The organism is Flavonifractor sp. HCP28S3_F3, from assembly GCF_052065355.1.
In the GTDB taxonomy this organism is placed as follows: Bacteria; Bacillota; Clostridia; order Oscillospirales; family Oscillospiraceae; genus Flavonifractor.
Map to the genome: position 1 here is coordinate 51,689 of NZ_JBQHUF010000003.1, position 23,415 is coordinate 75,103.

The 23,415-nt window shown below is 58.6% G+C and carries 19 protein-coding genes; 9 read left to right on the forward strand and 10 right to left on the reverse strand.

All coding sequences use genetic code 11. From position 1 onward, the window contains the following. Window positions 1-9: 9 nt before the first annotated feature. Window positions 10-1,545 carry a sodium:solute symporter family protein gene (locus ACTNB1_RS04220; RefSeq protein WP_441168014.1) on the forward strand — a complete coding sequence of 512 codons (1,536 nt, stop codon included), beginning with the start codon at window positions 10-12 and terminating at the stop codon, window positions 1,543-1,545. A 56-nt stretch (window positions 1,546-1,601) separates the two neighbouring features. On the opposite strand, the gene ACTNB1_RS04225 is transcribed toward ACTNB1_RS04220, so the two are convergent. Then, the gene (locus ACTNB1_RS04225) at window positions 1,602-2,246 is read right to left on the reverse strand and encodes an L-fuculose-phosphate aldolase (protein WP_441168015.1); all 645 of its coding nucleotides are present in this window, start codon (window positions 2,244-2,246) and stop codon (window positions 1,602-1,604) included. 119 nt (window positions 2,247-2,365) lie between these two features. On the opposite strand from ACTNB1_RS04225, the gene ACTNB1_RS04230 reads away from it, so the two are divergent. The 7 genes from ACTNB1_RS04230 (at window position 2,366) to galU (ending at window position 13,376) form a co-directional block, all read left to right on the forward strand. Next, window positions 2,366-3,550, forward strand: coding sequence for a DUF815 domain-containing protein (locus ACTNB1_RS04230; RefSeq protein WP_441168016.1), 1,185 nt, complete (start codon window positions 2,366-2,368; stop codon window positions 3,548-3,550). A 6-nt stretch (window positions 3,551-3,556) separates the two neighbouring features. Continuing rightward, window positions 3,557-4,933, forward strand: a complete 1,377-nt coding sequence (locus tag ACTNB1_RS04235; RefSeq protein ID WP_441168017.1) for a TraB/GumN family protein — start codon at window positions 3,557-3,559, stop codon at window positions 4,931-4,933. A 127-nt stretch (window positions 4,934-5,060) separates the two neighbouring features. After that, the gene (locus tag ACTNB1_RS04240; protein ID WP_441168018.1) at window positions 5,061-5,351 is read left to right on the forward strand and encodes a NifU family protein; all 291 of its coding nucleotides are present in this window, start codon (window positions 5,061-5,063) and stop codon (window positions 5,349-5,351) included. Continuing rightward, on the forward strand, window positions 5,348-6,613 hold the full coding sequence (locus ACTNB1_RS04245) for an amidohydrolase family protein (RefSeq protein ID WP_441168019.1): 1,266 nt from the start codon (window positions 5,348-5,350) through the stop codon (window positions 6,611-6,613). The genes ACTNB1_RS04240 and ACTNB1_RS04245 overlap by 4 nt, the downstream gene beginning before the upstream one ends. A gap of 147 nt (window positions 6,614-6,760) precedes the next feature. Further along, window positions 6,761-11,758, forward strand: coding sequence for a chitobiase/beta-hexosaminidase C-terminal domain-containing protein (locus tag ACTNB1_RS04250; protein WP_441168020.1), 4,998 nt, complete (start codon window positions 6,761-6,763; stop codon window positions 11,756-11,758). A gap of 184 nt (window positions 11,759-11,942) precedes the next feature. Continuing rightward, window positions 11,943-12,470, forward strand: coding sequence for a QueT transporter family protein (locus tag ACTNB1_RS04255; protein WP_441168021.1), 528 nt, complete (start codon window positions 11,943-11,945; stop codon window positions 12,468-12,470). A 36-nt stretch (window positions 12,471-12,506) separates the two neighbouring features. Next, window positions 12,507-13,376: a UTP--glucose-1-phosphate uridylyltransferase GalU gene (gene galU, locus ACTNB1_RS04260; RefSeq protein WP_441168023.1), complete on the forward strand. Its 870-nt coding sequence runs from the start codon at window positions 12,507-12,509 to the stop codon at window positions 13,374-13,376. Between the two features lie 52 nt (window positions 13,377-13,428). Here the strand turns inward: galU and ACTNB1_RS04265 are convergent, their stop codons facing one another. The 3 genes from ACTNB1_RS04265 to ACTNB1_RS04275 all read right to left on the reverse strand — a co-directional run bounded on the left by ACTNB1_RS04265 (window position 13,429) and on the right by ACTNB1_RS04275 (window position 16,162). Then, window positions 13,429-14,001: an ECF transporter S component gene (locus tag ACTNB1_RS04265; protein WP_441168024.1), complete on the reverse strand. Its 573-nt coding sequence runs from the start codon at window positions 13,999-14,001 to the stop codon at window positions 13,429-13,431. Between the two features lie 136 nt (window positions 14,002-14,137). Then, the gene (locus tag ACTNB1_RS04270; RefSeq protein WP_441168026.1) at window positions 14,138-14,680 is read right to left on the reverse strand and encodes a helix-turn-helix domain-containing protein; all 543 of its coding nucleotides are present in this window, start codon (window positions 14,678-14,680) and stop codon (window positions 14,138-14,140) included. A gap of 99 nt (window positions 14,681-14,779) precedes the next feature. Continuing rightward, on the reverse strand, window positions 14,780-16,162 hold the full coding sequence (locus ACTNB1_RS04275) for a uracil-xanthine permease family protein (protein ID WP_441168027.1): 1,383 nt from the start codon (window positions 16,160-16,162) through the stop codon (window positions 14,780-14,782). Between the two features lie 322 nt (window positions 16,163-16,484). Between ACTNB1_RS04275 and ACTNB1_RS04280 the strand changes: the two genes are divergently transcribed. Next, window positions 16,485-17,747 (forward strand): diaminopimelate decarboxylase, encoded by a 1,263-nt coding sequence (locus tag ACTNB1_RS04280; RefSeq protein ID WP_441168028.1) that lies wholly within the window; start codon window positions 16,485-16,487, stop codon window positions 17,745-17,747. Window positions 17,748-17,790: 43 nt separating this feature from the next. Here the strand turns inward: ACTNB1_RS04280 and ACTNB1_RS04285 are convergent, their stop codons facing one another. The 6 genes from ACTNB1_RS04285 to ACTNB1_RS04310 form a co-directional block, all read right to left on the reverse strand. After that, a complete protein-coding gene (locus tag ACTNB1_RS04285) occupies window positions 17,791-18,771 on the reverse strand; it encodes a zf-HC2 domain-containing protein (protein WP_441168029.1) in 981 nt (326 codons plus the stop codon). After that, complete coding sequence (locus ACTNB1_RS04290; RefSeq protein ID WP_441168030.1) at window positions 18,764-19,264, reverse strand: RNA polymerase sigma factor; 501 nt, start codon at window positions 19,262-19,264, stop codon at window positions 18,764-18,766. The genes ACTNB1_RS04285 and ACTNB1_RS04290 overlap by 8 nt, the downstream gene beginning before the upstream one ends. A gap of 110 nt (window positions 19,265-19,374) precedes the next feature. Next, window positions 19,375-20,454: an ABC transporter substrate-binding protein gene (locus ACTNB1_RS04295; RefSeq protein ID WP_441168031.1), complete on the reverse strand. Its 1,080-nt coding sequence runs from the start codon at window positions 20,452-20,454 to the stop codon at window positions 19,375-19,377. Between the two features lie 80 nt (window positions 20,455-20,534). Next, window positions 20,535-21,395 (reverse strand): ABC transporter permease, encoded by an 861-nt coding sequence (locus ACTNB1_RS04300; RefSeq protein ID WP_441168032.1) that lies wholly within the window; start codon window positions 21,393-21,395, stop codon window positions 20,535-20,537. Continuing rightward, window positions 21,392-22,240: an ABC transporter permease gene (locus tag ACTNB1_RS04305; RefSeq protein ID WP_441168034.1), complete on the reverse strand. Its 849-nt coding sequence runs from the start codon at window positions 22,238-22,240 to the stop codon at window positions 21,392-21,394. Before ACTNB1_RS04305 ends, ACTNB1_RS04300 begins: the two co-directional genes overlap by 4 nt. After that, complete coding sequence (locus ACTNB1_RS04310; protein ID WP_441168035.1) at window positions 22,230-23,402, reverse strand: ABC transporter ATP-binding protein; 1,173 nt, start codon at window positions 23,400-23,402, stop codon at window positions 22,230-22,232. The genes ACTNB1_RS04305 and ACTNB1_RS04310 overlap by 11 nt, the downstream gene beginning before the upstream one ends. Between the last annotated feature and the right edge of the window lie 13 nt (window positions 23,403-23,415).

A 23,415-nucleotide genomic window follows, 5' to 3' on the forward strand; every position in this document is an offset into this window, starting at 1 on the left:
AAATAACCAATGAAAAGCATGATCTACATTGGCGTATTTGTGGTCTACTTCGGCTTTATCATCATTACGTCCCTGATGAGCGCCAAAAAGGTGGAGACCATGAGCGACTTTACCACCGGCGGCAACAAGATGGGCCTGCTGCTGGGTGTAGGTACGTCTATGGCCACCTGGCTGTCCGTGGCGTCCGTCATGGGTGTTCCCGGTAATATTTATTCCCGCGGTGTGTGCGCCGTGTTCGGCTGGGTAGCCGGCTGGTTCCTGGCTACCGGCCTGATGCCCCTGGTGGCGTACAAGATCCGCCGCCCCGCAGTTCCCAGCCGTACTTTCCCCGAGTTCATGCACATGCGCTATGACCCCTACACCGAGAAGAGCCCCATCCAGATTTTCTCCGCTGTCATTGAGCTGGTGGGCTACTTCGTGTTCTCCTACATCCAGATCCAGGGCTTCGGCATCGTGTTCTCCACCCTCACCGGTGTGCCCTACACCATCGCCTGCCTGTTTTTCATGGTTCTGCTGATCTTCACCTGCATGGGCGGCTTTGAGTCCGTGGCTGCCACCGACACCCTGAATGCCTGCCTGATCCTGGTGGGCGTAATCGCCGCCATGGTGGCCGTCCTGGTCGAGTGCGGCGCCATCTTTGAGAACTTCGGCACCACCACCGCTCCTGTCACCGAGGGCGGCGAGCCTCTGGTGTCCGGCATCCTGGGCACCAACTGGGGCACCTTGGGCGCCAGCGTGTGCATCTCCTACTTCCTGTCCAACTGCTTCGGCTCCACCGTGGCACCCCACTGGGTGTCTCGTTTCATGGCTCCCCGTAACGCCAAGACCGCTGCTCTGCAGATGTTCCTGGTCATGGTGATTCTGGTTGCCGTGTTTATCCCCCTGATCGTCATCGGCATGGGCGGCAAGATGATCATGCCCAGCCTGCCCGAGGGCATCACCAGCGACTATATGTTCCCCCGTCTGATCATGGATCACATCAACCCCGTCCTGGGCGCTCTGGCTCTGACCGCTATCTGCGCCGCCGCCGTGTCCACCGCCAACTCCATGCTGCTGCACTGCTCCACCTCCCTGATCTACGACATCAAGCGCGTGCTCAAGGGCGGCGAGGCCTCTGAGGAAGAGGATGCCAAGACCACCAAGCAGCTGCGCATCACCATCCTGTCCCTGGGCGTTATCGCCGTGATCTGCGCCATCGGACAGTTCTCCCTGCTGGCTGACGGCTTTACCTACGTGTACGGCGCCTTCGGTTCCATGTTCTTCGCCTCCATCTGGCTGGGCCTGTATGTCAAGCGGATGAACAACCTGGCGGCATTTGCCTCCATGATCGTGGGCCTGCTGGCTTACGCCTACTGCATGCTGGCAGGCACCCCCTTCGGCCTGCCTGCCTTCATCGTCTCCTGCGGCCTGTCCTTGGTGGCTGCTGTCATCTGCATGTTTATCGGCAAGAAGCCTCCCGTGGAAGCCTACGAGAGCTACTTCACCGACCACGTCAGCGCCAAGACCCTGGAGATCGCCCACAAGATCCGCAAGGATGTTATGTAACAAACAAAAAAGAAAGCCCGGCGCATATGCGCCGGGTTTTCTTTTTGCAGCAGAGCTTACGCCTGCCGGTAGGACTGGAATTTACCCAGTACCGCCTGGAGCTGGGCATCGGTGAGCATCACGCCGCCTCCAGCCAGCCGGGTATGGTAGTAGACCTTGGACAGAAATTCCAGCTGCTGGGCGGCGTCGAAGGCGAAGGACAGGCTGCCGCCCACCGCCAGCAGGCCGTGGTTGCCCAGCAGGCAGGCATTGTAGGTGTCCTTCATGGCGTCCCAGGCGGCCTCCGCCAGCTCCAGGGAGCCGAAGGGGTAGTAGGGGATGCAGGGAACTGATGTGCCGGAATAGGCCACCAGGTAGTGGACCGGCTCGATGGCCCAGCCCAGGCAGGCCAGGACGGTGGCAAAGGTGGAGTGGGTGTGGACCACGCCGTTCACGTCGGGGCGGCGCTGATAGAACAGCCGGTGGAGATCCAGCTCGCTGGAGGGTTTGCGGCTGCCCTCCACTACCTTTCCTTCCAGATCGGTGACCACCACGTCCTCCGGCGTGGTGAGAAAATAGTCCATGCCCGAAGGGCTGATGGCCATTAGTCCGCTCTCTCGGTCAAAGACGCTGAGATTGCCGAAGGTGCCGTCGGTGAGCCCGGTGGTCACCAGCTTTTTGCCGTATTCCACCACCAGCTCCCGCTGTTTCTGAAGCAGCATCATGATCCTTCCTTTCTTAAGCTTAAGAATACGAAAGGCAGGGAGAAAAGTCAAGGGGCGGGATTGACAGGGGGTGCGCAGGCGCATAAAATAATGCCATCTGCGAAGGAGGCAAAACCATGACAATGGAGGAAATGGGCCGGGCACTGCGCTATACGGCAGCTTACCGGCCGTTATTGGATACGCCGGAGCTGCAGACGCTCCGGCAGCTGCTGGATGGGCTGGCAGCGGAGGATGGCGAAGGGGCAGCGGAGGCTTACGCCAAGCTGTTTTACCTGCTCCGGCAGGGAGGATACCACAGCCTGGGGGACTGGCTTTATGACCGGCTTCGGGATGAGAGCTCTCCCTATGCCCAGCTGATGGAGCGGGGCGGTCAGGACCTGGAACTGGAGAAAACTGCCCGCCGGGAACTGGAGCTGTTCCGCACGCTGGCCCAGACCGACTGGGGTACGGAACTGGCGAAGTTGGAGCCGACGGCGGAGCTGCCCCGGTGGATGGCTGAGTGCCCGTTCACGGTGGAGAGTCTGACGGACTTCTACCGCACCCACGGCTCCGGGCTGTTTGCCCGCTGCCGGGCCTTTTTGTGGGAGGATGGGGAGCTGTTCCCCGTGGAGGATCCCGACTGCCCCGGACCCGAGGAGATGCTGGGCTATGAGCTCCAGCGGGACCAGGTCATCGCCAACACTAGAGCCATGTTGGAGGGGAAGGCTGTCAATAACGTACTGCTCTACGGTGACAGCGGTACCGGCAAATCGGCCACCGTTAAGAGCCTGCTCTCCCTGCCCGGCTTTGAGCGCCTGCGGCTTATCGAGGTACAAAAGGAGGGACTGGCCGACATGCCCCGGCTGATCCGCACCCTGAGCGGGCGGCAGCTGAAGTTCATCCTGTTCATCGACGATCTGGCCTTCGATCAGGACGACAAGACCTATTCTGTGATGAAGACCATTCTGGAGGGTGGACTGGAGAAGCGGCCGGCCAATGTGGCCATCTATGCCACCTCCAACCGTCGCCATCTGGTGCGGCAGACCTTCTCCGACCGGGCCGGGGACGAGGTAGACGCCAGCGAGACCATCCAGGAAAAAACCTCCCTGGCCGAGCGCTTTGGCCTGCGCATTCCCTATCTGGCTCTAAATCAGGGAGAATTCCTGGAGCTGGTAGAGCGGATGGCCGCCCTGTACGGTGTGGAGATGGATAAGCAGCAGCTGCGTACCGGAGCGATCCGGTGGGAAATGCGGCATCCGGGAAGGACGCCCAGAACCGCCAAGCAGTTTATTGCCAGTCTGCATTTAAACAATAAGGAGTAATTCCATATGAAAAAACGAAATGTAATCAAAAGAGCCCTGGCCGGAGTCCTGACCGCAGCCCTGCTGGCCATTCCTGCCATGGCGGCAGAGGAGACTTCTCAGCCCCAGCTGCCGGACGCCTGGGCGGTAAGTGCCCTGGCAGACAGCTACGCTATGGGTCTGGTGGACGATTCCTATACAACCTACATCCAAAGTCCGGTGACTATGGAGCAGCTGGACAGCATGAGCAAGATCGTGGCCGACAAGCTGGCGCTGCTGGAGCTGCCCCAGCGGACGGCGGATGCCGTGGGCCTGGTGGTGGACGGCACCAGAGGCGGTGTGATGAACGCGCTGTATCAGCAGGCTGCTGCCTACCAGCTGCCTGGCGTGGAGGAGGGGGCCGCAGCCTTCCTTTCCGGCCTGGGTGTGGTGCAGGGTGACCAGACGGGAGATCTGGCTCTGGAGCGCACCTGCACCTATCAGGAGGCCATGGTCATGGCCGACCGGCTGATCCTGGCGGTGTATGACGCCAACGATGCCGGCTCCAAGGGCCTGCTGTGGAAGGCCGTCAACGGGGATAATACCCTCTATCTGCTGGGTACCATCCACCTGGATCGGAACAATGTTTATCCCCTCCACAAATCGCTCCGGGATGCCATCGACGCCTCCCAGACCGTGAGTTTTGAGCTGGATTTCAACGACCAGGCAGGCCTGGCCGAGTTCCAGGCACTCCAGACCTACAATGACGGCACCACCCTGGCCGATCACATCAGTCCCGAGCTGTACGCCCGGGTACAGGCGCAGTCCGAGGCGCTGGGCATGGGCCCCAACGGGCTGGATGCCTATAAACCCTGGGCTCTGGCCAACAGCTTCAGCACCATGAGCATGGCCGACGATACTACCAGCACTAACGCCATGGCCATCGACCTGTATGTGAATGCCCGGGCGGCGAATGCGGGCAAGACCATCGACGCGGTGGAGACCTATGCCTTCCAGGGCGGCATTTTTGATGGACTTTCCGCTGAATACCAGGAGATCTATCTGGATTCCTCCCTGTCTCTGCTGGAGATGGCCCAGGGCGGGAAGGTGGACCCGGAACTGGAGCAGGCGGCTCAGGAGCAGGAGAAGATGCTGGCCGGTATGTTCGACGCCTGGAAGAGCCGGGATCCGGAGGCCTTTGCCAAGGTATATGATAAGGCATCCATTATTAACAGCGATGACGAGCTCAATTCCAAGCTCTTTACCGAACGTGACCCGGGCATGATCCAGGCTGCCGCCTCCTACCTGGAGACGGAGGGGGAGAACACCTTCTTCCTGGCGGTAGGCGCGGGCCACATGATGGATCCGGGCGGGATCGTGTCTGGTCTGCGGGAGCTGGGCTACACCGTGGAACTGGTGAAGTAAATTGCCGAAAGCAGGCGGAGGGGAATTTCCCCTCCGCCTTTTCCATTGACCCCGACCGCCGGGCATGGTAGGATAGAGAAAAGGAACGGGGCGGCCGCCTTGCCGTCCGGAAAGGAAGAGAAAAACCATGATGGAACAGATCGAGCGGGTGCTGGACGAGCGGGTTCGGCCCTATCTTCACGGACATGGCGGCGAGGTAAAGGTGGCGGGCCTGGAAGACGGTGTGCTGCGGGTACGGCTGCTGGGCCAGTGCTCCGGCTGTCCCTCCGCTACCATTACCACGGAGCAGCTCATCCAGGAGGAAGTCTGCCAGGCGGTACCGGAGGTGAAACAGGTGGTACTCATCCAGGAGGTGAGTGAGGACCTGCTGGAACAGGCCCGGGCGATCCTTCGGGGAAACAGAGGTGGACAGGCATGATCCTGAAGGGCAACTTTATTTGGGCGCCAGAGCTGGATCGGTTGGAGGTGCGGGAGCACGCCTATCTGGTGTCCGAGGGTGAAAAGATCGTCGGCCTGTATGATCAGCTGCCCCCGGAATACGCAGGCCAGCCGGTGACTGACTGGGGAGAGGCTGTCATCATTCCCGGCTTCAATGATATGCACATCCACGCTCCCCAGTTTGTGAACCGGGGCATCGGCTACGATGTGCGGCTGCTGGAGTGGCTGGAGACCTACACCTTCCCCCTGGAGGCCCGCTATCGGGATACCGCCTTTGCCGAGCAGGTATGGAAGCGGTTTCTGAACCGCCTGTGGGCTACGGGTACCCTGCGCTTTTCCGCCTTTGCCACCATCCACAAGGATGCCGCCTGGCGTTTGATGGAGCTCACCGAACAGGCTGGCCTCCGGGCTCTGGTGGGCAAGGTGAACATGGACCGCAATTCTCCCGATGACCTGCGGGAGACTACGGAGCAGTCCCTGGCGGACACCGAGGAGCTGATCTGCCGCAGCCGGGAGGAGCTGAAGCACGTGGGCTTCATCCTTACTCCCAGGTTTGTGCCTTCCACCACAGCCAAATTGATGGATGGTTTGGGACAGCTGGGGGAGAAATATGATGTGCCGGTACAGTCCCACCTGTCGGAGAATCCCAGTGAGATCCAGTGGGTGAAGGAGCTCCACCCGGATATCCCCACCTACACCCAGGTGTATGAGAACTTCGGCCTGCTGCGAAAAGACAAGACCATTATGGCCCATGCCATTTACCTGTCTGATGGGGAGCAGGACATCCTGCGGGAGAAGCATGTGCTGTTGACGCATTGCCCCTTCTCTAACAGCAATGTATCCAGCGGGGTTATGCCCCTGCGGAAGGACCTGGAAGAGGGGCTTTGGTGCTGTGTAGCCAGCGACGTGGCGGGCGGCCATACCGCCGCCATGAACCGCAGCGTTACTGCCGCTGCCGCCCTGTCCAAGGTGAACTGGCTCAGCCACCCGGAACAGCGGCACCTGAAGGTGACCGAGACCTTCTACCTGGCTACACGGGCCAGCGGCGCCTTCTTCGGCCAGGTAGGCTGCTTTGAGCCGGGGTTTGACCTGGATGCCCTGGTGATCACTCCCGACCCGGTGGACGACCTGCTGGAGCGCACCCCGGTGGAGCGGCTGGAGCAGTTCCTTTACGACGGGGACGACCGCCATATTGCCGCTCGCTACTGCGGCGGCGCACTGGTGGAACAGCCCTTTAGATGATAAAAATGAAGAGCAGACGGATCATGGAAAGCCATGGTCCGTCTGCTTTTTTGCATCTGGAAGGAAAACACTATGCTGCCAGCATATTGTGGGAAAAATGCCGAGATGCTACAATGGAGACAACCAAATACCTGAGAGGTGACAGTAATGAAACGGATGGCTTCCTGGATTCTGACCTGCGCATTGCTTTTGACTTTGCTGCCGGCCGGAGCGTGGGCGGCGGAGGGGTACGCCTTCTCCGGCGGCAGCGGTACGGCGGAGGATCCCTACCTGATCGCCACGGTTGAGGATCTGCAGAATATAGGCGATCAGGGTAACACCCACTTCCTCCAGATCAACGACATCGATCTGGCAGAGAGCGACTGGTGGAATGAGAACACCATCTCCATCGGCAAATCCGGCTCTTATAATGGAGGCGGATACCGGATCCTGAATTATCATTCTACGTTGGGGGGACTGTTCGAATGGAATAGCGGCGTTATCCGGAACGTACGCATGGAGCATGTGTCTGTCTATATCACGGAGCATCCGGGCGGCACAAAGTATGCCGCTGCCCTGGTAAACCGGGGCAGCGGCAGGGTGGAAAACTGCTCTGTTCAGGGTGAGGTGATAGCTGAAATCAAGAAATGGACTTCATATGAAAAAAGCGGCGGCCTTGTATTAGGCGGTATTGTGGGAAGCGGCAGCAGAATTACAGGCTGCACGCTGGAAGCGGGCAGTACCGTCTCCGCAAGCAACGCAAACGATGGAAAGTTATCAGGAGAATTGTACGTCGGCGGGATCGCAGGCAAGTCCGATGGAGCCATCTGCGATTGCCGCAATTTGGGCCAGTCTGTCTTCGCGGGCACGGCTTATCTCTATAGCGAGAAAGCTGCCGGCGGGATTGTGGGTTATTTGGACGGGGATATAGCGGAGAGTGTGAATTATTCTCAAGTAGAGGGAGAAAGCGGTGCTGCCGGGGGCATCGTGGGTGCGACCTCGGTATACAAAGGCGCCGCTGACAATGAGATGCGGAACTGTCGGAATGAGGGAACGGTGTATGGATGGACATCCAGCGGCGGTATAGTGGGGGATGCCTTCTGTTTCCTGGCCTGGGACTGTGTCAACACCGGGGACTGCAGCGGAAACGTGGTTGGCGGCATCCTGGGTGAAGGATACAATTATGTGCTGGAGCGCTGCTGGAACACGGGCGACGTCACGACAACAGGCTGGGCGGGAGGCGGAATTGTTGGCTCTGAAACAGTCAGTGTGTATCCCTACCCCAGTTTTCTGGGCGAGATTATCGCCTGCTATAACGAAGGGACGATCAGCGCCGAAGTCATAGAAAAAGGCTATACTTTAGGCGGTATATTGGGCAGTGCATCAAAAGACACCCGTATTATTAACTGCTTCAATAAAGGTACCGTGGTCGTGAAGGGGATGGCGGGAGTCTGGAATATATATGCGGGAGGCATCACGGGAAAAATAGGGGGCAAGAAGAGCAGCGTTCAGAATTGCTACAGCGCCGGAAAAGTGAGCTTAACCGATAGTTTTGAATACTTCTATGTCGGAGGGATCGCGGGCGAACTGAGCGACGAGCTTGTACCGGTCAGCAACTGCCTCTGGCAGACGTATAAAGGGGAGCGCGTACCCCAGGGGGCTGTTGGCAGCCGTTCGTCTGTTGGCATAGTGACCGACTGCGAAGGACTCTCAGCGGAGGCATTTACAGACGGCACCGCTCTGGTCAAACTGAATGTGGGATCGGGAGAGTGGTATGCGGATCTGACAAACGTCAACGGCGGCTGCCCGGTGCTGGACTGGATGTGCCAGGATGCCTGCGTCCGGGCGGACAAGGAGCCCGGCCTCTATACAGAAGCCTTGTCTGTATCTTTGACTGCGCCGGATGCCCAGCAGATCTTTTACCGGCTGGGGGAGGAGGGAGAGTGGGACACGTATTCCGGATCCATCCCGATCAGCCAGAGCTGTACCCTCCAGGCCTATGCCCAATATGGGGCGGGAAGCAGCCCGGTGACTTCCTTTGACTATCGGATCGCCAGCTATCCCGTGTCTGCAGGCAAGAAGCCGGGTACCTATTCCGGCACCATTATGGTGCCCCTTGAGGCGCCGGCAGGTGATATCTTCTATACGACCGACGGCAGCGATCCCACCGTCAGCGAGACAGCCGCTGAGGGAAGCGCAGTGGTGGTCGACCACAGCGTTATCATTCGGGCGGCGGCTGAGGTCAATGGGGTATGGGGAGATGTGCAGAGCTTTGCGTATGTGATTTCCCCGGCCATGACCGCCGAGCCGGCGGGAGGACAGTTGGACGGGCCGACGGACGTGACTCTGTCCCTGGAGGACGGAGCGTCTGACTTTTCCATTTATTACACCCTGAACGGTACCGACCCCAGGGAAAACGGACGGCTCTACACCGAAAGCACCAAGGCTCCGATCAGCAGCTCCTGCACCCTGAAAGCAGCGGCCTGCAAGAAAGGAGGCTGGGGAGAGGTTCATTCCTTCCAATATCAGATCTCCCAGCCGGAACTGGTCATCAGCCATCCCTCCGGAAGCTATCAGGAGGCCTTTTACCTGAACCTGTCCTGCCCCACGGCCGGAGTGGAGATCTACACTGATTTCAGCGGCTCCTTCCAGAAATATAAATCGGAACAGGATATCTCCATCTATCAGAACTGCGAATTTCGGGTGCAGCTGCGGTACCGGGGACAGGTGATCAAAACCGAGACGCTGAACTATACTCTTCCGGAGATCAGTGTGACGCCCGACAAAAAACCGGGCAACAAAACCGAACGGCTGAAGGTGAGCCTGACCTGCACGCTGGGTGGGCTGGAACTGCGCTATACCCTGGACGGCAGCACGCCTGCCGCCAACTCTGCACTGTATCAGCCGGATCAGCCCATTCCCATCAACCGTACCTCCACCCTGAAGGTGGCGGCCTTTATGCCGGGCAGCACGCAGCGGGTGTGGGTCAGTGACGGGTTTACCTATACATTGCTGCTGCCGGAGGTAACGGCCTCTCCGCAGCCTGGTACCTACGCCACCCCGTTTGATGTGACCCTGTCCATCAGTGAAGAAAGTAAAAAGTATGACGACGGAACCTTCCGGATTTACTATACCACCGACGGCAGTGATCCCACGACCAGTGAGACGGCCCAGCGGGGCAGCACGGTGAAGGTGGAGCATGGCCTGACCATCCGGGCGGTGCCCATTTCTCGGATCGAGGACTATGTTCGCTACGGGGTAGAGGGCACCTTTACCTATCAGGCACAGACCTACTCCCTCAGCGTTCAGCAGACGGCCAACGGAACAGTATCCGGCACCCCTGCCGGCAATTATGAGGCGGGAACTGCCATTACCCTTGTCGCCCAGGCGAACGAAGGCTACAAATTTATGGGCTGGCAGGTCAGCGGAGCCACTCCCGGAGATCTCTCCAGCCCGGAGCTGACCTTTACCATGCCGGCCAATGCCGTATCCGTGACCCCGGTGTTCCAGCGTGTGATGCCGGCAGCAGGATCAAATGGAATCTTCCAGGGAGAGATTGGCCAGCCGGATGTGAATGCGATCTTTATCTCCACGCCGGAGCAGCTGGCGTCCATTGGCGTTGACAGCAGATATCCTCTCAACGGTTCCTATATACTTACTGCCGATTTGGATCTGTCAGACTACGGAAACTGGACTCCTATTGGCGGCGAAAAAGCCCCCTTCTCCGGAACGTTTGACGGCCAGGGCCATGTGATCCGGGGCCTGACCTACAGCGGAGGGGATACCTATGTGGGTCTGTTTGGCCGGATCAATGAGGAGGGCAGGATAAAGAACCTGGGACTGGAGGATGTGTCCATCTCGGTAACCGGCAGTTCTGCCACCTACTATGTGGGTGGCATCGTGGGCCAGTTTGCGAACACCTATACCGCCGTAGCCCGCTCGGAGCTGCGCAACTGCTATGTGACCGGTGAGATCACCGCTGACCTGGGCGTGAAAAGCAGGCTCTGGATGGGGGGCATGGCGGGGGAGCTGGCCTCCCATACCAGCGATTGTTTTAATCTGGCGTCCCTCACCGGGAAAATCGATACTACCCAGGGCGATAGTCTGGGCCTGGGCGGTATCGCCGGGCGCATTCCTCAGTCCGGAACCGTCCAGGGCTACATCATTGAGCGGTGCTTCAACTCCGGCGCGCTCTCGCCCTCCTGCCGTGGCAGCAGCCTCTACGCTGGGGGTATTACGGGCTATCTGGACAGCAATGTGGATCTGCGTCACTGCTACAACACCGCCGATATCTGGCTGACGCCCCGGGGCGCCAATAGCTGTTCGGCTTTTATAGGCGGCATCGCCGGATTCTGTTACTCTGTTGTAAATGAATGTTACAACAGGGGAGATATCGGAAGCGAATGGTCTGAAAACAATGCCTATCGTTATATGACGAGCGGCGGGATTATGGGCCAGTTTGACAACTGCAACAGCGGAACGAAGTCTATGGAAGAATGCTATAATACCGGCACGGTGGTAGCGCGGGCTCAGGATGTTGCCTGCGCCGGCGGCATCGTGGGCAGGGTGTTCAAAAACTCTTTCTACTTGTATGCCAAACACTGCGTGGTTCTGAGTCCCGAAATCAGTGCCCATAAGGATTACGTGCTGGGCAGCAGCGGCGGCCGGGGCCCCTTCCAGGCCAGTGTCATAGGCGTGGATGCGAATCCGTTCAGCGAATGTTACTACCAGGAGGGAATTACCACCACCGGAGAAGGCATCCTGGACAAAAAGGCGACCAAACCTGTTTCCATGGGAGATTCCCATACGCAAGAGTGGTATGAGGAATCCGGGTGGAATTTTGGACAGGTCTGGATCTGGGATGAGATAGAGAACGACAGACTGCCTTACTTCCCGTGGCAGAGTGACGGCCTGCGGATCCTGGGATACAGTAGAGACAGTGCCCAGGTGTATAGCGGCCAGAGATTGGAGCGTGTCGTTCTGATGGCGGCCTCTTATGATGACAGCGGCCGGATGCTGGGGCGCGCCTGTCTGGAGGGAGAACTGCTGAATGGAGTGAACAAGGTCGATCTGCCCCTGGCCCAAAAGGGTACGCAGGTGAAGGTGTTCCTCCTGGAGCCTGGTACGCTGAAACCCCTGACAAACTCTGTAACCATCGCACAATGACCCAAACAGGCCCCGGCGGACTGTGTCCGCCGGGGTCGCTTTACTTCCCGGATAAAACATGGTACAATACCTCCGACTGGTCTCCACACCCGGTCCAAGCACGGCAATGCCGTGTTCGTTCCGCGGCTTCGGCCCAAAGGCCGCCCGCGGTTCTCTAAATACCAAAATGGAGGAATCAAGTATCATGCGCAAGTTTTCCACGAAAGACCTGATCCTGGCGGCCATGGTGGCGGCGATTTACTTCGTCCTGTGCTACTTTGGCAACATCTTTCAGCTCACCTTCGGACCGGTACAGGTCCGGCTGGGAGAGGCACTCACAGTCCTGCCCTTCCTGTTTCCTGCCACCGCTCCTGGCCTGGCATTGGGCTGTCTGCTGACCAACATTCTCTCTCCCTATGGTCCCATTGACATGATTGTGGGCACCTTGGCCACCGCCATTGCCGCCTTCCTAAGCACGAAGATGCCCCGGTGGTATCTGGCTGGCCTGCCGCCCATTGTGATGAACGCCCTGCTGCTGCCCCCCATGTGGGCCTGGGCACAGGCGGGCGCCCTGAACGACGTGTTCTGGGCGGCCTATGTGCTGAATCTGTGGACCTTTGTAGTGGGCGAGGCCGTGGCCTGCTACGTTCTGGGCACTGTACTGCTGAAGACCATGTCCAAGGTCCGTTACTTCCGTACAATGATTCCGGAGCGCCGCCTGGCACAGTTCTGAGGCGGTCAGCCCGGCATATGACAAGGAGGATCTGTTATGAAAGTCCGTAAGGCCGTCATTCCTGCCGCTGGACTGGGCACCCGGATGCTGCCCGCAACCAAGACTGTGCCCAAGGAGATGCTGCCCATGGTGGACAAGCCGGTGGTGCAGTATATCATCGAGGAGGCGGTAGCCTCCGGTATCGAGGACATCCTGATCGTCACCAACCGGGCCAAATCCGCCATGGATGACTACTTTGACTACTACCCTGAGCTGGAGACTCGCCTGCTCCAGTCCGGCAAGGAGCGGGAACTGGTAGAGGTCCGCCGGGCCGCTGATCTGGCCAACATCTTCTATGTCCGTCAGAAGGAGACCAAGGGCCTGGGCCACGCCATCTACCGTGCCAAACGCTTCGTAGGGGACGAGCCCTTTGCGGTGCTGCTGGGCGACGATATTATGCGGGCTCAGAAGCCGGTGACGCTCCAGCTGGTGGAGGCGGCGGAGAAGTATGGCGCTTCTGCCGTTGGCGTGCAGAAGGTGTCCACTGAGGCTATCTCCCGCTACTCCTCCGTCAAGGTCTCCCCTCTGGAGGAGCGGGTGTTCGATGTGTCCGACATGAACGAGAAGCCCACCCCCCAGCAGATGTTCTCCAACTACGCCATTCTGGGCCGTTATGTGCTCACACCAGATATCTTTGATATTCTGGAGAATGTGAAGCCTGGCTACGGCGGGGAAATCCAGCTCACCGACGGTCTGCGGGAGCTGTGCAAGAAGAACCGCATGGTGGCTGTGGACTTCGAGGGCCGGCGGTACGACACCGGCAATATCTGCGGCTTCCTGGAAGCCACCATTGATTTCGCACTGGAGCATAAAGCCACTGCCGCGTGGCTCCGGCAGTTCCTGAAGGAGAAGGCAGCCCAGCTGTGATACAGACATAAAAAAGGACGGACGCGCAGGCGTCCGTCCTTTTTTATTTCGTTCAGTCCAGGGACAGGTGGGCACGTTTCAGGGCCTGCCGAATGGCGAGACACAGAGGAGGCGCGGCGGCAATGGCAATAATGCCGTTAAACAGGGAAGCGGGCACCTTGGCGGCCAGGGTGACTAGTGCCGGTCCGGACTGGAGTCCCTCCACCAGCAGGGCATTGTAGTAGTAGCTCTTGGTGAAGTAGAGGATGTAGTAGATCACGCAGCCCAGGATGGCACCCAGCAGACAGCGGACATAGCCCGCCTCGCTGCGCTTCTGGGCGGAGAGCATTACCAGCCCTGCTCCCAGGCCCATAGCCCCTTTGGTGAGGAAGGTGATCCAGAACTCCGAGATGAACCGGGGATCGGTAAAGTCGAACAGCATGGAGCCCAGACCGGAGGCCAGTCCGCCGATGGGGCCCAGCAGCAGCCCGGACAGGCAGCACATGATGTTGGCCAAAGTGAAGGAGGTGTTGCCGCCGATGTTGATGGGGATGGTGACCCGCAGATAGTTGCTGACAAATACCAGGGCGGTCATCATGGCCAGCACGGCCAGCCGCAGCACGGTCATCCACGGTTTCTTGTTCATAGGAACCACTTCCGATCTTCTCTTGATGGAGCTATTATAGGACAATACTGACCCTATTTAAATGACCAGTTTTAGAAAAAACGATAAGGTCAGTTAGCCGGAAAAACTGCCGCGGCAAAAGCCGCGGCAGTTTCATTCAATGGTGGAAAAAGCGAGACATCTGTGCCCGGATTGGAGGCCAGGAGGCCAGGAAGAGGATCACGCCACCCGCCAGCAGGAGGCAGAACAGGGCAGTGAGCAGTTCCAGATCATAGGTCTGGATAAAAAACTTCCAGCTGTGGCCTGTGTGGTCGCTGCTCCAGTTGTACCATGTGACACCTTGCTCATAGGTAATGACGGGCACCATGACAGCTACCGCCCGGGACAGGATATAGATGACCAGATTGCCCAGCAGCCCGGCAGCGGCCAGCAGGATCCCGGCCAGCCGGCGCTTTCTCAGAGGATCCGCCACCGGAGAGGCGGCAGACTGCGGAGGCTGATCCAGGGCGTCGTCCAGCAGGTAGTCAGCGGATACCTGGAATAGGCGGCTGAGCTGGAACAGGTTGCCTGCGTCGGGCTGGGCGGAGCCCTGCTCCCAGCGGGAGACGGCCTGCCTGGATACGCCCAGCTGTTCCGCCAGAGCCTCCTGGGACAGACCACGCCCTTTCCGAAGGGTCACGATCTTTTCGGGCAGTTTCATAAACGCACCTCCTGGTTTTCTGGTCCTATCTTACCAAAAAGCCGGGTGCGGAGCCACCGCAAAAAGATGTCACTTCCGCAACAAGCCTTTACACCGGGCTTAATACCGGCCGAAATCGCCGGAACGGCCCTCGGTGACGTCGGCGCCGAACTCATAGTCCTTGCCGGGCAGGATGGCGTTGAGGGCGATACCGGCAATGGCGGCGATGGCCAGGTTGGTGAGGGTCACATGGATCTCACCGATGGCGAAGGTAATGCCTCCGGAGAAGCCCAGGCCGCACACTAGGATGACGGCGGCGATGATCAGGTTCCGGGAGTTGGTGAAGTCCACCCGGTTCTCCACCACGTTGCGCACACCGATGGCGGAGATCATACCATAGAGGATGAAGGAGACACCGCCGATGATAGCGGTAGGGATGGAGTTGACGATAGCGGCGAAGGCGGGGGAGAAGGACAGGATCACCGCGTAAATGGCAGCCAGACGAACCACGTTGGGATCATACACCCGGGAGAGCACCAGCACGCCGGTGTTCTCGCCGTAGGTGGTGTTGGCGGGGCCGCCGAAGAGGCCGGCCAGAGAGGTGGCGATGCCGTCACCCACCAGGGTGCGGTGGAGACCGGGATCCTCGATGAAGTTACGGCCCACAGTGGCGGAAATGGCGGACATGTCGCCGATGTGCTCCATCATGGCGGCGATGGCGATGGGGGCCATGACGAAAATGGAGGTCAGGTCAAACTTGGCCAGGAAGAAGGGCTGAAGGCCTACCGGAGCGGAGGCAGCCACTCCAGAGAAATCGATGAGGGGCACCACATTGCCGGCGGCATCCAGAGCGGTGGCTCCCATGGCGTTGGCGATGAGGGCCACCACATAGGAGCCCACCACGCCCAGCAGGATGGGGATAATCTTGATCATGCCCTTGCCCCAGATGTTGGCCACCACGATGATGGCCATAGCCACGATAGCCAGCCACCAGCAGGTGGAGGCGTTGGACACGGCGGAGGGGGCCAGGTTCAGGCCGATGAGGATGATGATGGGGCCGGTAACCACCGGGGGCAGGAAGCGCATGACCTTCTTCACGCCCACCAGCTTGATGACGGCGGCCAGGATTACATACAGCAGGCCGGCCACTACGATGCCGCCGCAGGCGTACTGTAGTTTGACGGCAGGGTCCATACCGGCGTACTTGCCGGTGTCCAGGGCGGCCACGGCGGCAAAGCCGCCCAGGTAGGCGAAGGAGGAACCCAGGAAGGCGGGCACCTTCATCTTGGTGCACACGTGGAAGAACAGGGTGCCGATACCAGCGAAGAACAGGGTGGTCTGGATGGACAGGGGCAGGCCGTAGCCCTGTACCAGGATGGGCACCAGCACGGTGGCGCCGAACATAGCGAACATGTGCTGCAGGCCCAGGATCAGCATCTTGGGTATGCCTAGCACCCGGGCGTCCCGGACAGGCTCACTGCCCGGCATCTTCTTGTCGTTCATATTGCTCTCCTCTCTTTTCCCGCAGGCAGAAAAAAAGCAACTGCTTTTTCAAATGAAAAAACAATTGCTGTTCAAAAAAGGGAATACCCTGAGCATCTTTGTAAGCATGTTACTCATGGCATATCCCTCCTGCCTGCATTCAAATTTCAAAGCATTATACCAAATCAGAACGCGCTTGGCAAGAGGAAAGTATAAATTGGCCGCAATTTGGAGATATTTCTCAAGAACAGCGGAAAAAACTGGGCAGAGCCTGCTGATCCGCGCATTGACAAACGCCATAAACTTTATTATAGTAAAACGCAAAAGAAAAGAAGGTGACCCTATGAAACGACCCTTTGTGACAGGGGCACAGCTGGAGGAAATCGTCCGGCAGTTCCCCACCCCCTTCCACCTCTACGATGAAACCGGCATCCGGGAGACCGCCCGGCGGCTGAAGGCTGCCTTTGCCTGGAATCCCGGCTTTAAGGAATATTTTGCCGTAAAGGCCAACCCCAACCCTGCCATTCTGAAAATCCTCCGGGAGGAGGGCTGCGGGGCCGACTGCTCCTCACTCACCGAGCTGATGCTGGCTGACCGGTGCGGCTTTGGTGGAAATGAGATCATGTTTTCCTCCAACGATACCCCGGCGGAGGAGTTTCAGCTGGCTCATGAGCTGGGCGCCATCATTAATCTGGACGACTTCACCCACATCGACTTTCTGAAGGACACCATCGGTACCATTCCCGAGACTATCTCCTGTCGGTTCAACCCCGGCGGGCTGTTCACTCTGGGGGAGTCCGCCGAAGGGTTTCAGGTGATGGATAATCCCGGTGATTCCAAGTACGGCTTTACCAGGGAACAGCTCTTTGAGGGTTTTAAAAAGTTGAAAGCCATGGGAGCCAAGCGCTTCGGTATCCACGCCTTCCTGGCCTCCAACACCCTGTCCAACGAGTACTATCCAACTCTGGCGGGCATCCTGTTCAAGCTAGCGGTGGAGCTGGAGAAAGAGACCGGGTGTGACATCTGCTTCATCAACCTGTCCGGCGGCGTGGGTATCCCCTACAAGCCCGATCAGCAGGCCAACGACATCGCCGCCATCGGTGAGGGTGTGCGCAAGCAGTTTGAGGAGATCCTGGTGCCCGCAGGTATGGGGGATGTGGCCATCTGTACCGAACTGGGCCGGTTCATGCTGGGGCCCAACGGCTGCCTGGTGACAAAGGTACTCCACTTCAAGCACACCTATAAGGAGTATGTGGGGGTGGACGCCTGCGCAGCCAACCTGATGCGGCCCGCCATGTACGGGGCTTACCACCATATCACTGTCATGGGCAAGGAGGACGCTCCCTGCGACCATAAGTACGATGTCACCGGCAGCCTGTGTGAGAACAACGATAAATTTGCCATCGACCGGATGCTGCCGGAGGTGGAGATCGGGGATCTGCTGGTGATCCACGACACTGGCGCCCACGGTTTCTCCATGGGCTATAACTACAACGGCCGGCTCCGTTCGGCGGAGGTACTCCTCCAGACCGACGGCACCGCCAAGCTGATTCGCCGGGCGGAAACTCCGGAGGACTACTTTGCCACCATGATTTTTGAGGACTGAATAAAAACAGCCCCCGAAGCATTTGCTTCGGGGGCTGTTTCTTTTAATCTCTCCGCAGAAAGTAGCGGACGAATATGGCCGCCAGGGCGATGACGATGGCAATGTAGACGTAGAGCAGGAACCGCTCCGCTGTTCCCTTGCCGCCGCTCCAGGACTGCTCAACCGTGGGATCTTTGTATTGCTCAGTTACATCCTGCCCGTCTTTGTCATACAAAATGATCTCCTCTACAAAGACCCCAGTCATAGTTCCTGCCGGGATACTCAGCTCCTCCTCCAGCCTGGCAAAGTCCATCTGCCACAGGAAGTCAGGCTCTGTGATCTGGTAGGTGGTCTCATAGAACTGATCTTGGTTTGAGCCCTCCAGAGACACGCCATAGGTAATTTTGGCGGAGTAGATATCCCGGCAGCTGTCTCCCACCAGGAAGAACAGCCAGCCGTCCCCGTTCCCGGCGCTGATGGACTGGGCGTCGATGCCGGCGGTATAGGGGAAGGGGCTCATGGAGGAACCCACCGGCCAGTACTTGCCGTTGAGCCCCTGCTCCAGGCGGAGAATGCCGTGGACATTGTCGGCGTTGTCTGCTGCGTAGGCCACGTAGAGCATATTACCATCCTCAACCCAGCCCAGCACTCGCAGGGGGTCGCCCTCCACCACATGCCGGATGGTGGAGTTGGGGGCGCTGGGGACATAGTCCTCCACCGCCTCCAGCCGCCCGGCCTCGGTGTTGGGGTAGTGATAGGCCTGGGTGTCGTACAGCCACCAGATGCACCACAGGGCCAGCACTACGGTGAGCACGGCGGCGATCAACCGGGTCCGCTTCACCCGCTTGAGAAAATTGAGAGACGGCTCGGGGGCGCGCTCCACAGCGGAAAGGCCGGAACGCATGCTCTCCTCCACCTTGCGGCAGTCGGAACAGTCCGCCAGATGTTCCTTCACCTGAGCGGCGGTCTCCGGTTCTGTCAGCTCCTCGACATAGGACGGCAGCAGATCCCGCACCACGCAGCAGTCCAGCTTGTGTTCACTCATGTTCCTTCCCTCCCATCAGCTTTACCAGCTTTTCCTTGCCTCGGTAGAACCGCATCCGCGCCCATACCTCTGTGTGGTTCAAAATAGTGCCGATCTCCCGGAAGGTGAAGTCTCCTGCAAGACGGAGGTAGATGACCTCCCGGGTGTCCTGGTCCAGCTTCTGTATGGCCCGGTAGAGCAGCAGTTTGTCGTCTTTTTCCTCTGCCTCTCTAGCTGGGTCGTCGTCGGCGGGTACCTGCTCCAGCGCCTCCTCTTCCATGGGCGCTGTGCGGCCCCGTCGGGAGAGCTCCCTGTACCACAGCCGCTTGGCGATGGCACACAGCCAGGTCTGGGGAGCACAGTCGCCCCGGAAGGACTTCAGGCTTTTCAGCGCCTGATAGAAGGTCTCCTGAGTCAGTTCTTCTGCCGTATCCGCCTCCCGACACAGGGCGAACAGGTAGCGGTAGACGCCCTCAGCATGCTTTTGGTACATGTCCTCGCCGTTCCAGACCATGGTGTGCTCCCCCCTCTCTGTCTATTGGTTTCCTGAACGGATCTTTCGTTACATAGGATAGCAAAAAAATACGCCGCGGAATAGTTCCGCGGCGTATTTTTTAGATTCGATCAGTTGGAAGCCAGCATCAGCCGGGTCCACTCGGAGTCGTACAGGGCCAGAGTGTCGGCGGGCAGGTTCTTGAAGCTCTCACACTGGGCCAGGATGGACTCGTCGGGGTAGGCGTAGGGATCGCCGGAGACCTCGGGGTCCAGTTCATCACGGACGGACAGCAGGGGAGAGGAGTACCAGATCTCCTCGCAGTTCTTCAGTCCGGCGGCAGTGGAGCACATATAGTTGATGAAGATCTCAGCGTTTTCCTTGTTCTCGGCGTTCTTGGGGATGCACATGGCGTCCACGTACAGGTTGGTGCCCTCCTCAGGCAGGCAGAAGGCCAGATCGGGGTTGACCTCCTGCATGGTCAGGAAGTCGCCGTAGTAGTAAGCGCCGATGGCGGCGGAACCGCTCTGCATCTTCTCAAAAATGTCGTCCATCACGTAGGACTGCACCAGGGGCTTCTGCTCGATGAGCAGGTCCACAGCCTCCTTGATCTGGTTCTCGTCGGTGGTATTGTAGGAGTAGCCCAGCTCCTTGAGGGCGATGCCGATGGCGTCCCGGGAGTTGTTGAACATCAGGATCTGACCGGCATAATCCTCGTCAAACATGATGTCCCAGCTGGTGGGGGCCTCGTCAACCATGGTGGTGTTGTAGATCACGCCCAGCAGACCCCACATGTAGGGCACGCTGTACAGATTCTCCGGATCATAATCCGGATTCTTCAGGGCAGGGTCCACATCCTCAAAATTCGGAATATTGTCAAAGTTCAGCGGCTCCAGCATATCCTCTTCGATCATACGGGAAATCATATAATCGGAAGGAATGACCACATCATAGCTTGCGCCCTCGTTCTTCAGGACGCCGTACATGGCCTCGTTGCTCTCGAAGGTATCGTACACGACCTTGATACCGGTCTCGGCGGTGAAGTCATCCAACACGGACTCGTCAATGTAGACGCCCCAGTTGTAGACGTTGACCACGCCCTTATCAGCGGTGCCGGGATCTTTGGCGTCGCCGGAGTTGCTGCTGCCGCAGCCGGACAGCAGACCCAGGGTGAGAGCAGCTGCGCTCAGGAGTGCGAGAGACTTTTTCAATTTCTTTCTTTATCCCCTTTCGGAAATTTGATCTATAACCGGCCTTTGCAGGCAAGTTACCACACACAACATGGGCAGTCTTACCGCCCGGGGTTCAGCTTGGCCTTCCGACGAGCGGAAGCGGTCTCCTGTCGGGCCTGACGGATGTTGACGGTGAGCAGCAAGGCGAACACCACAAGGAACATCAGGGTGGACAGGGCGTTGATTTCGGGAGTTACCGGCTTTTTTATCATGGTATAGATCTCCACCGCCAGGGTGGTGACGCCGGAGCCCTTGGTGAAGTAGCTGATGACGAAATCGTCAATGGACATGGTAAAGGCAATGATCAGACCGTTGAGCACGCCAGGCATGATCTCGGGCAGGATGACCTTCCGGAAGGCCAGGAGGCCCGAGGCGCCCAGGTCCTGGGCCGCCTCATAGATATTGGGATCCAGCTGCCGTAGCTTGGGCATCACCGATAGGATCACATAGGGTGCGTTGAAGGTGATGTGGGCGATGAGCAGGGTGCCGAAGCCCGTACGCCACCGTATACCCAGCACCTCGCTGATCGCGCTGCTGTTGAACACACCGATGGCAAACACGAACAGAAGCATCATGGATACGCCGGTGATGATGTCCGCATTGGTCAGCGGGATATTGTTTACCGCCAGAAAGATACCCCGGGACCGGCGGCGCATGGAGTAAAAGCCGATAGCGGCGGCGGTGCCCAGGATGGTGGCGATGACAGCGGCCAGCACCGATAGAATGATGGTGGTGCGCAATGCCCCCAGCAGGCGGGTGTTGTGGAACAGCTCCACATACCACTGGGTGGAGAAGCCGCCCCAAACCCGGTTGCTCTTGGTGGCGTTGAAGGAGAAGACGATGAGCAGCACGATGGGGGCGTACAGGAAAATATACACCAGCAGGGTGAAGAGCCGGGAGGGGATATAATGCTTTTTCACAGTACCGCCACCCCCTCTTCACCTTCGCCGAAGCGGTTCATAATCGCCATCATGACCAGGACGATGACCATCATCACCAGGGCGATGGCCGAACCCAGATGGGGATTGTAGGCGTTGCCCAGGAACTGCATCTCAATGAGGTCGCCCAGCAGCAGGGTCTTGCCGCCGCCCAACAGGCGGGACAGGGCGAAGGTGGACACCGAAGGGATAAACACCATGGTCACCCCGGAGAGCACGCCGGGCAGAGACAGGGGGAAGATCACCTTGCGGAACACCATGGCGCCGTTGGCGCCCAGATCCTGAGCCGCCTCAATGACCCGGTGGTCGATCTTGTCGATGACCGAGAAGATGGGAAGTACCATGAAGGGCAGGAAGTTATACACCATGCCCAGCACGATGGCTCCCTGGGTGTTGATCATATGAATATATTGCAGGTTGGTGCCGAAAATGCTGTTGATGAGATCAAAAAAACCGATGTTGGCCAGGAACTGATTGATCAGGCCATTGTCGTCCAGAATGGACATCCAGGCGTAGGTGCGCAGCAGGAAGTTCATCCACATGGGCAGCATGATCAGCATCATAGCCACCTTGCGCACCATCAGACTCTCCCGGGACAGAAAGTAGGCCAGGGGGTAGCCGATGAGGATACAGATGACGGTGGCGGCGATGGCCAGCACGAAGGAGTGCTGGAAGGCGGGAATATAGGTGGCCATATTGCTGAAGTTGTCCAGGGTGATTCCGCCCGCCTTATCGGTAAAGGCGAAGATCACCACCAGAATCAGCGGCGCCACCACGAAAATAGCCATCCACACCACATAGGGGGCGGCCAGCCATTTATTCTTCATCGCCGTCCTCCTCATCCTCCAACCGGTCCTCGTTGAGCTCGTCATACTCGGAGGAGTAGGAGCTGTAGTCGCCGAAGGTGCCGGAGTACTGGCTCTTCTTCATGATGTGGAAGCCGTCGGGGTCGATCTTCACCCCAATCTTTGCCCCCACGGGGGAGTAGTCCGTGGTCTGGATCAGCCATTTGAAACCACGGAAATCTACAATAATGTCATAATGGATGCCCTTGAAGGTGACCTCGGTGACGGTACCGGTAAGCTGGCCCTCCGCCTCGGGCACAATGTCGATATCCTCCGGCCGGATGACCACATCCACCGGCTCATTGGGGGCGAAGCCCTTGTCCAGACACTTGAACTTCCGGCCGTACATGCCCACCACATAGTCCTCGTGCATGATGCCGTCGATGATGTTGCTCTCACCGATGAAGTCGGCCACGAAAGCGTTCTTGGGCTCGTTATAGATATCCTCAGGAGTGCCGATCTGCTGGATCTTGCCCTCGTTCATCACCACGATGGTGTCGGACATGGTGAGGGCTTCCTCCTGATCGTGGGTGACGTAAATAAAGGTAATGCCCACCTGCTGCTGGATGCGCTTGAGCTCGATCTGCATGTCCTTGCGCAGCTTGAGATCCAGAGCGCCCAGCGGCTCGTCCAGCAGGAGCACCTGAGGCCGGTTGACGATGGCCCGGGCGATGGCCACACGCTGCTGCTGTCCACCGGAGAGAGAGTTGACGGAGCGCTTGCCGTAGCCCGCCAGGTTCACCAGGGCCAGGGCTTCCTCCACCCGCTCCTTGATCTCCGATTCGGGAACCTTGATCATCCGCTTGGGATCCTTGGGGTCGGGCACCTTGTTCACCCGCAGGCCGAAGGCCACGTTCTCGAAAATGTTCATATGGGTGAACAGAGCGTACTTCTGAAAGACGGTGTTGACCTTCCGTTTATGGGGGGGAACGTCATTAATCCTCACGCCGTCAAAATACACATCGCCGGAAGTGGGCTTCTGAAAGCCGCCGATAATTCGCAGCGTCGTGGTTTTGCCGCACCCGGAAGGACCGAGCAGCGTGAGGAACTCCTTATCGTTAATATAAAGGTTAATGTGGTCCAGAATGACGTCGTCGTCAAATTTCATGAAGCAATCCGACAGGCGGATCAGTTCCTTGGACATGTATCCTCCCCCA

Coding starts and splice junctions, on each gene's coding strand:
- ACTNB1_RS04220 (WP_441168014.1), top strand. CDS start 10: ATGAAAAGCATGATCTACATTGGCGTATTTGTGGTCTACTTCGGCTTT.
- ACTNB1_RS04235 (WP_441168017.1), top strand. CDS start 3,557: ATGAAAAAACGAAATGTAATCAAAAGAGCCCTGGCCGGAGTCCTGACC.
- ACTNB1_RS04265 (WP_441168024.1), bottom strand. CDS start 14,001: ATGAACAAGAAACCGTGGATGACCGTGCTGCGGCTGGCCGTGCTGGCC.
- ACTNB1_RS04305 (WP_441168034.1), bottom strand. CDS start 22,240: ATGAAGAATAAATGGCTGGCCGCCCCCTATGTGGTGTGGATGGCTATT.
- ACTNB1_RS04285 (WP_441168029.1), bottom strand. CDS start 18,771: ATGAGTGAACACAAGCTGGACTGCTGCGTGGTGCGGGATCTGCTGCCG.
- ACTNB1_RS04275 (WP_441168027.1), bottom strand. CDS start 16,162: ATGAACGACAAGAAGATGCCGGGCAGTGAGCCTGTCCGGGACGCCCGG.
- ACTNB1_RS04310 (WP_441168035.1), bottom strand. CDS start 23,402: ATGTCCAAGGAACTGATCCGCCTGTCGGATTGCTTCATGAAATTTGAC.
- ACTNB1_RS04230 (WP_441168016.1), top strand. CDS start 2,366: ATGACAATGGAGGAAATGGGCCGGGCACTGCGCTATACGGCAGCTTAC.
- ACTNB1_RS04225 (WP_441168015.1), bottom strand. CDS start 2,246: ATGCTGCTTCAGAAACAGCGGGAGCTGGTGGTGGAATACGGCAAAAAG.
- ACTNB1_RS04245 (WP_441168019.1), top strand. CDS start 5,348: ATGATCCTGAAGGGCAACTTTATTTGGGCGCCAGAGCTGGATCGGTTG.
- galU (WP_441168023.1), top strand. CDS start 12,507: ATGAAAGTCCGTAAGGCCGTCATTCCTGCCGCTGGACTGGGCACCCGG.
- ACTNB1_RS04270 (WP_441168026.1), bottom strand. CDS start 14,680: ATGAAACTGCCCGAAAAGATCGTGACCCTTCGGAAAGGGCGTGGTCTG.
- ACTNB1_RS04250 (WP_441168020.1), top strand. CDS start 6,761: ATGAAACGGATGGCTTCCTGGATTCTGACCTGCGCATTGCTTTTGACT.
- ACTNB1_RS04290 (WP_441168030.1), bottom strand. CDS start 19,264: ATGGTCTGGAACGGCGAGGACATGTACCAAAAGCATGCTGAGGGCGTC.
- ACTNB1_RS04240 (WP_441168018.1), top strand. CDS start 5,061: ATGATGGAACAGATCGAGCGGGTGCTGGACGAGCGGGTTCGGCCCTAT.
- ACTNB1_RS04255 (WP_441168021.1), top strand. CDS start 11,943: ATGCGCAAGTTTTCCACGAAAGACCTGATCCTGGCGGCCATGGTGGCG.
- ACTNB1_RS04280 (WP_441168028.1), top strand. CDS start 16,485: ATGAAACGACCCTTTGTGACAGGGGCACAGCTGGAGGAAATCGTCCGG.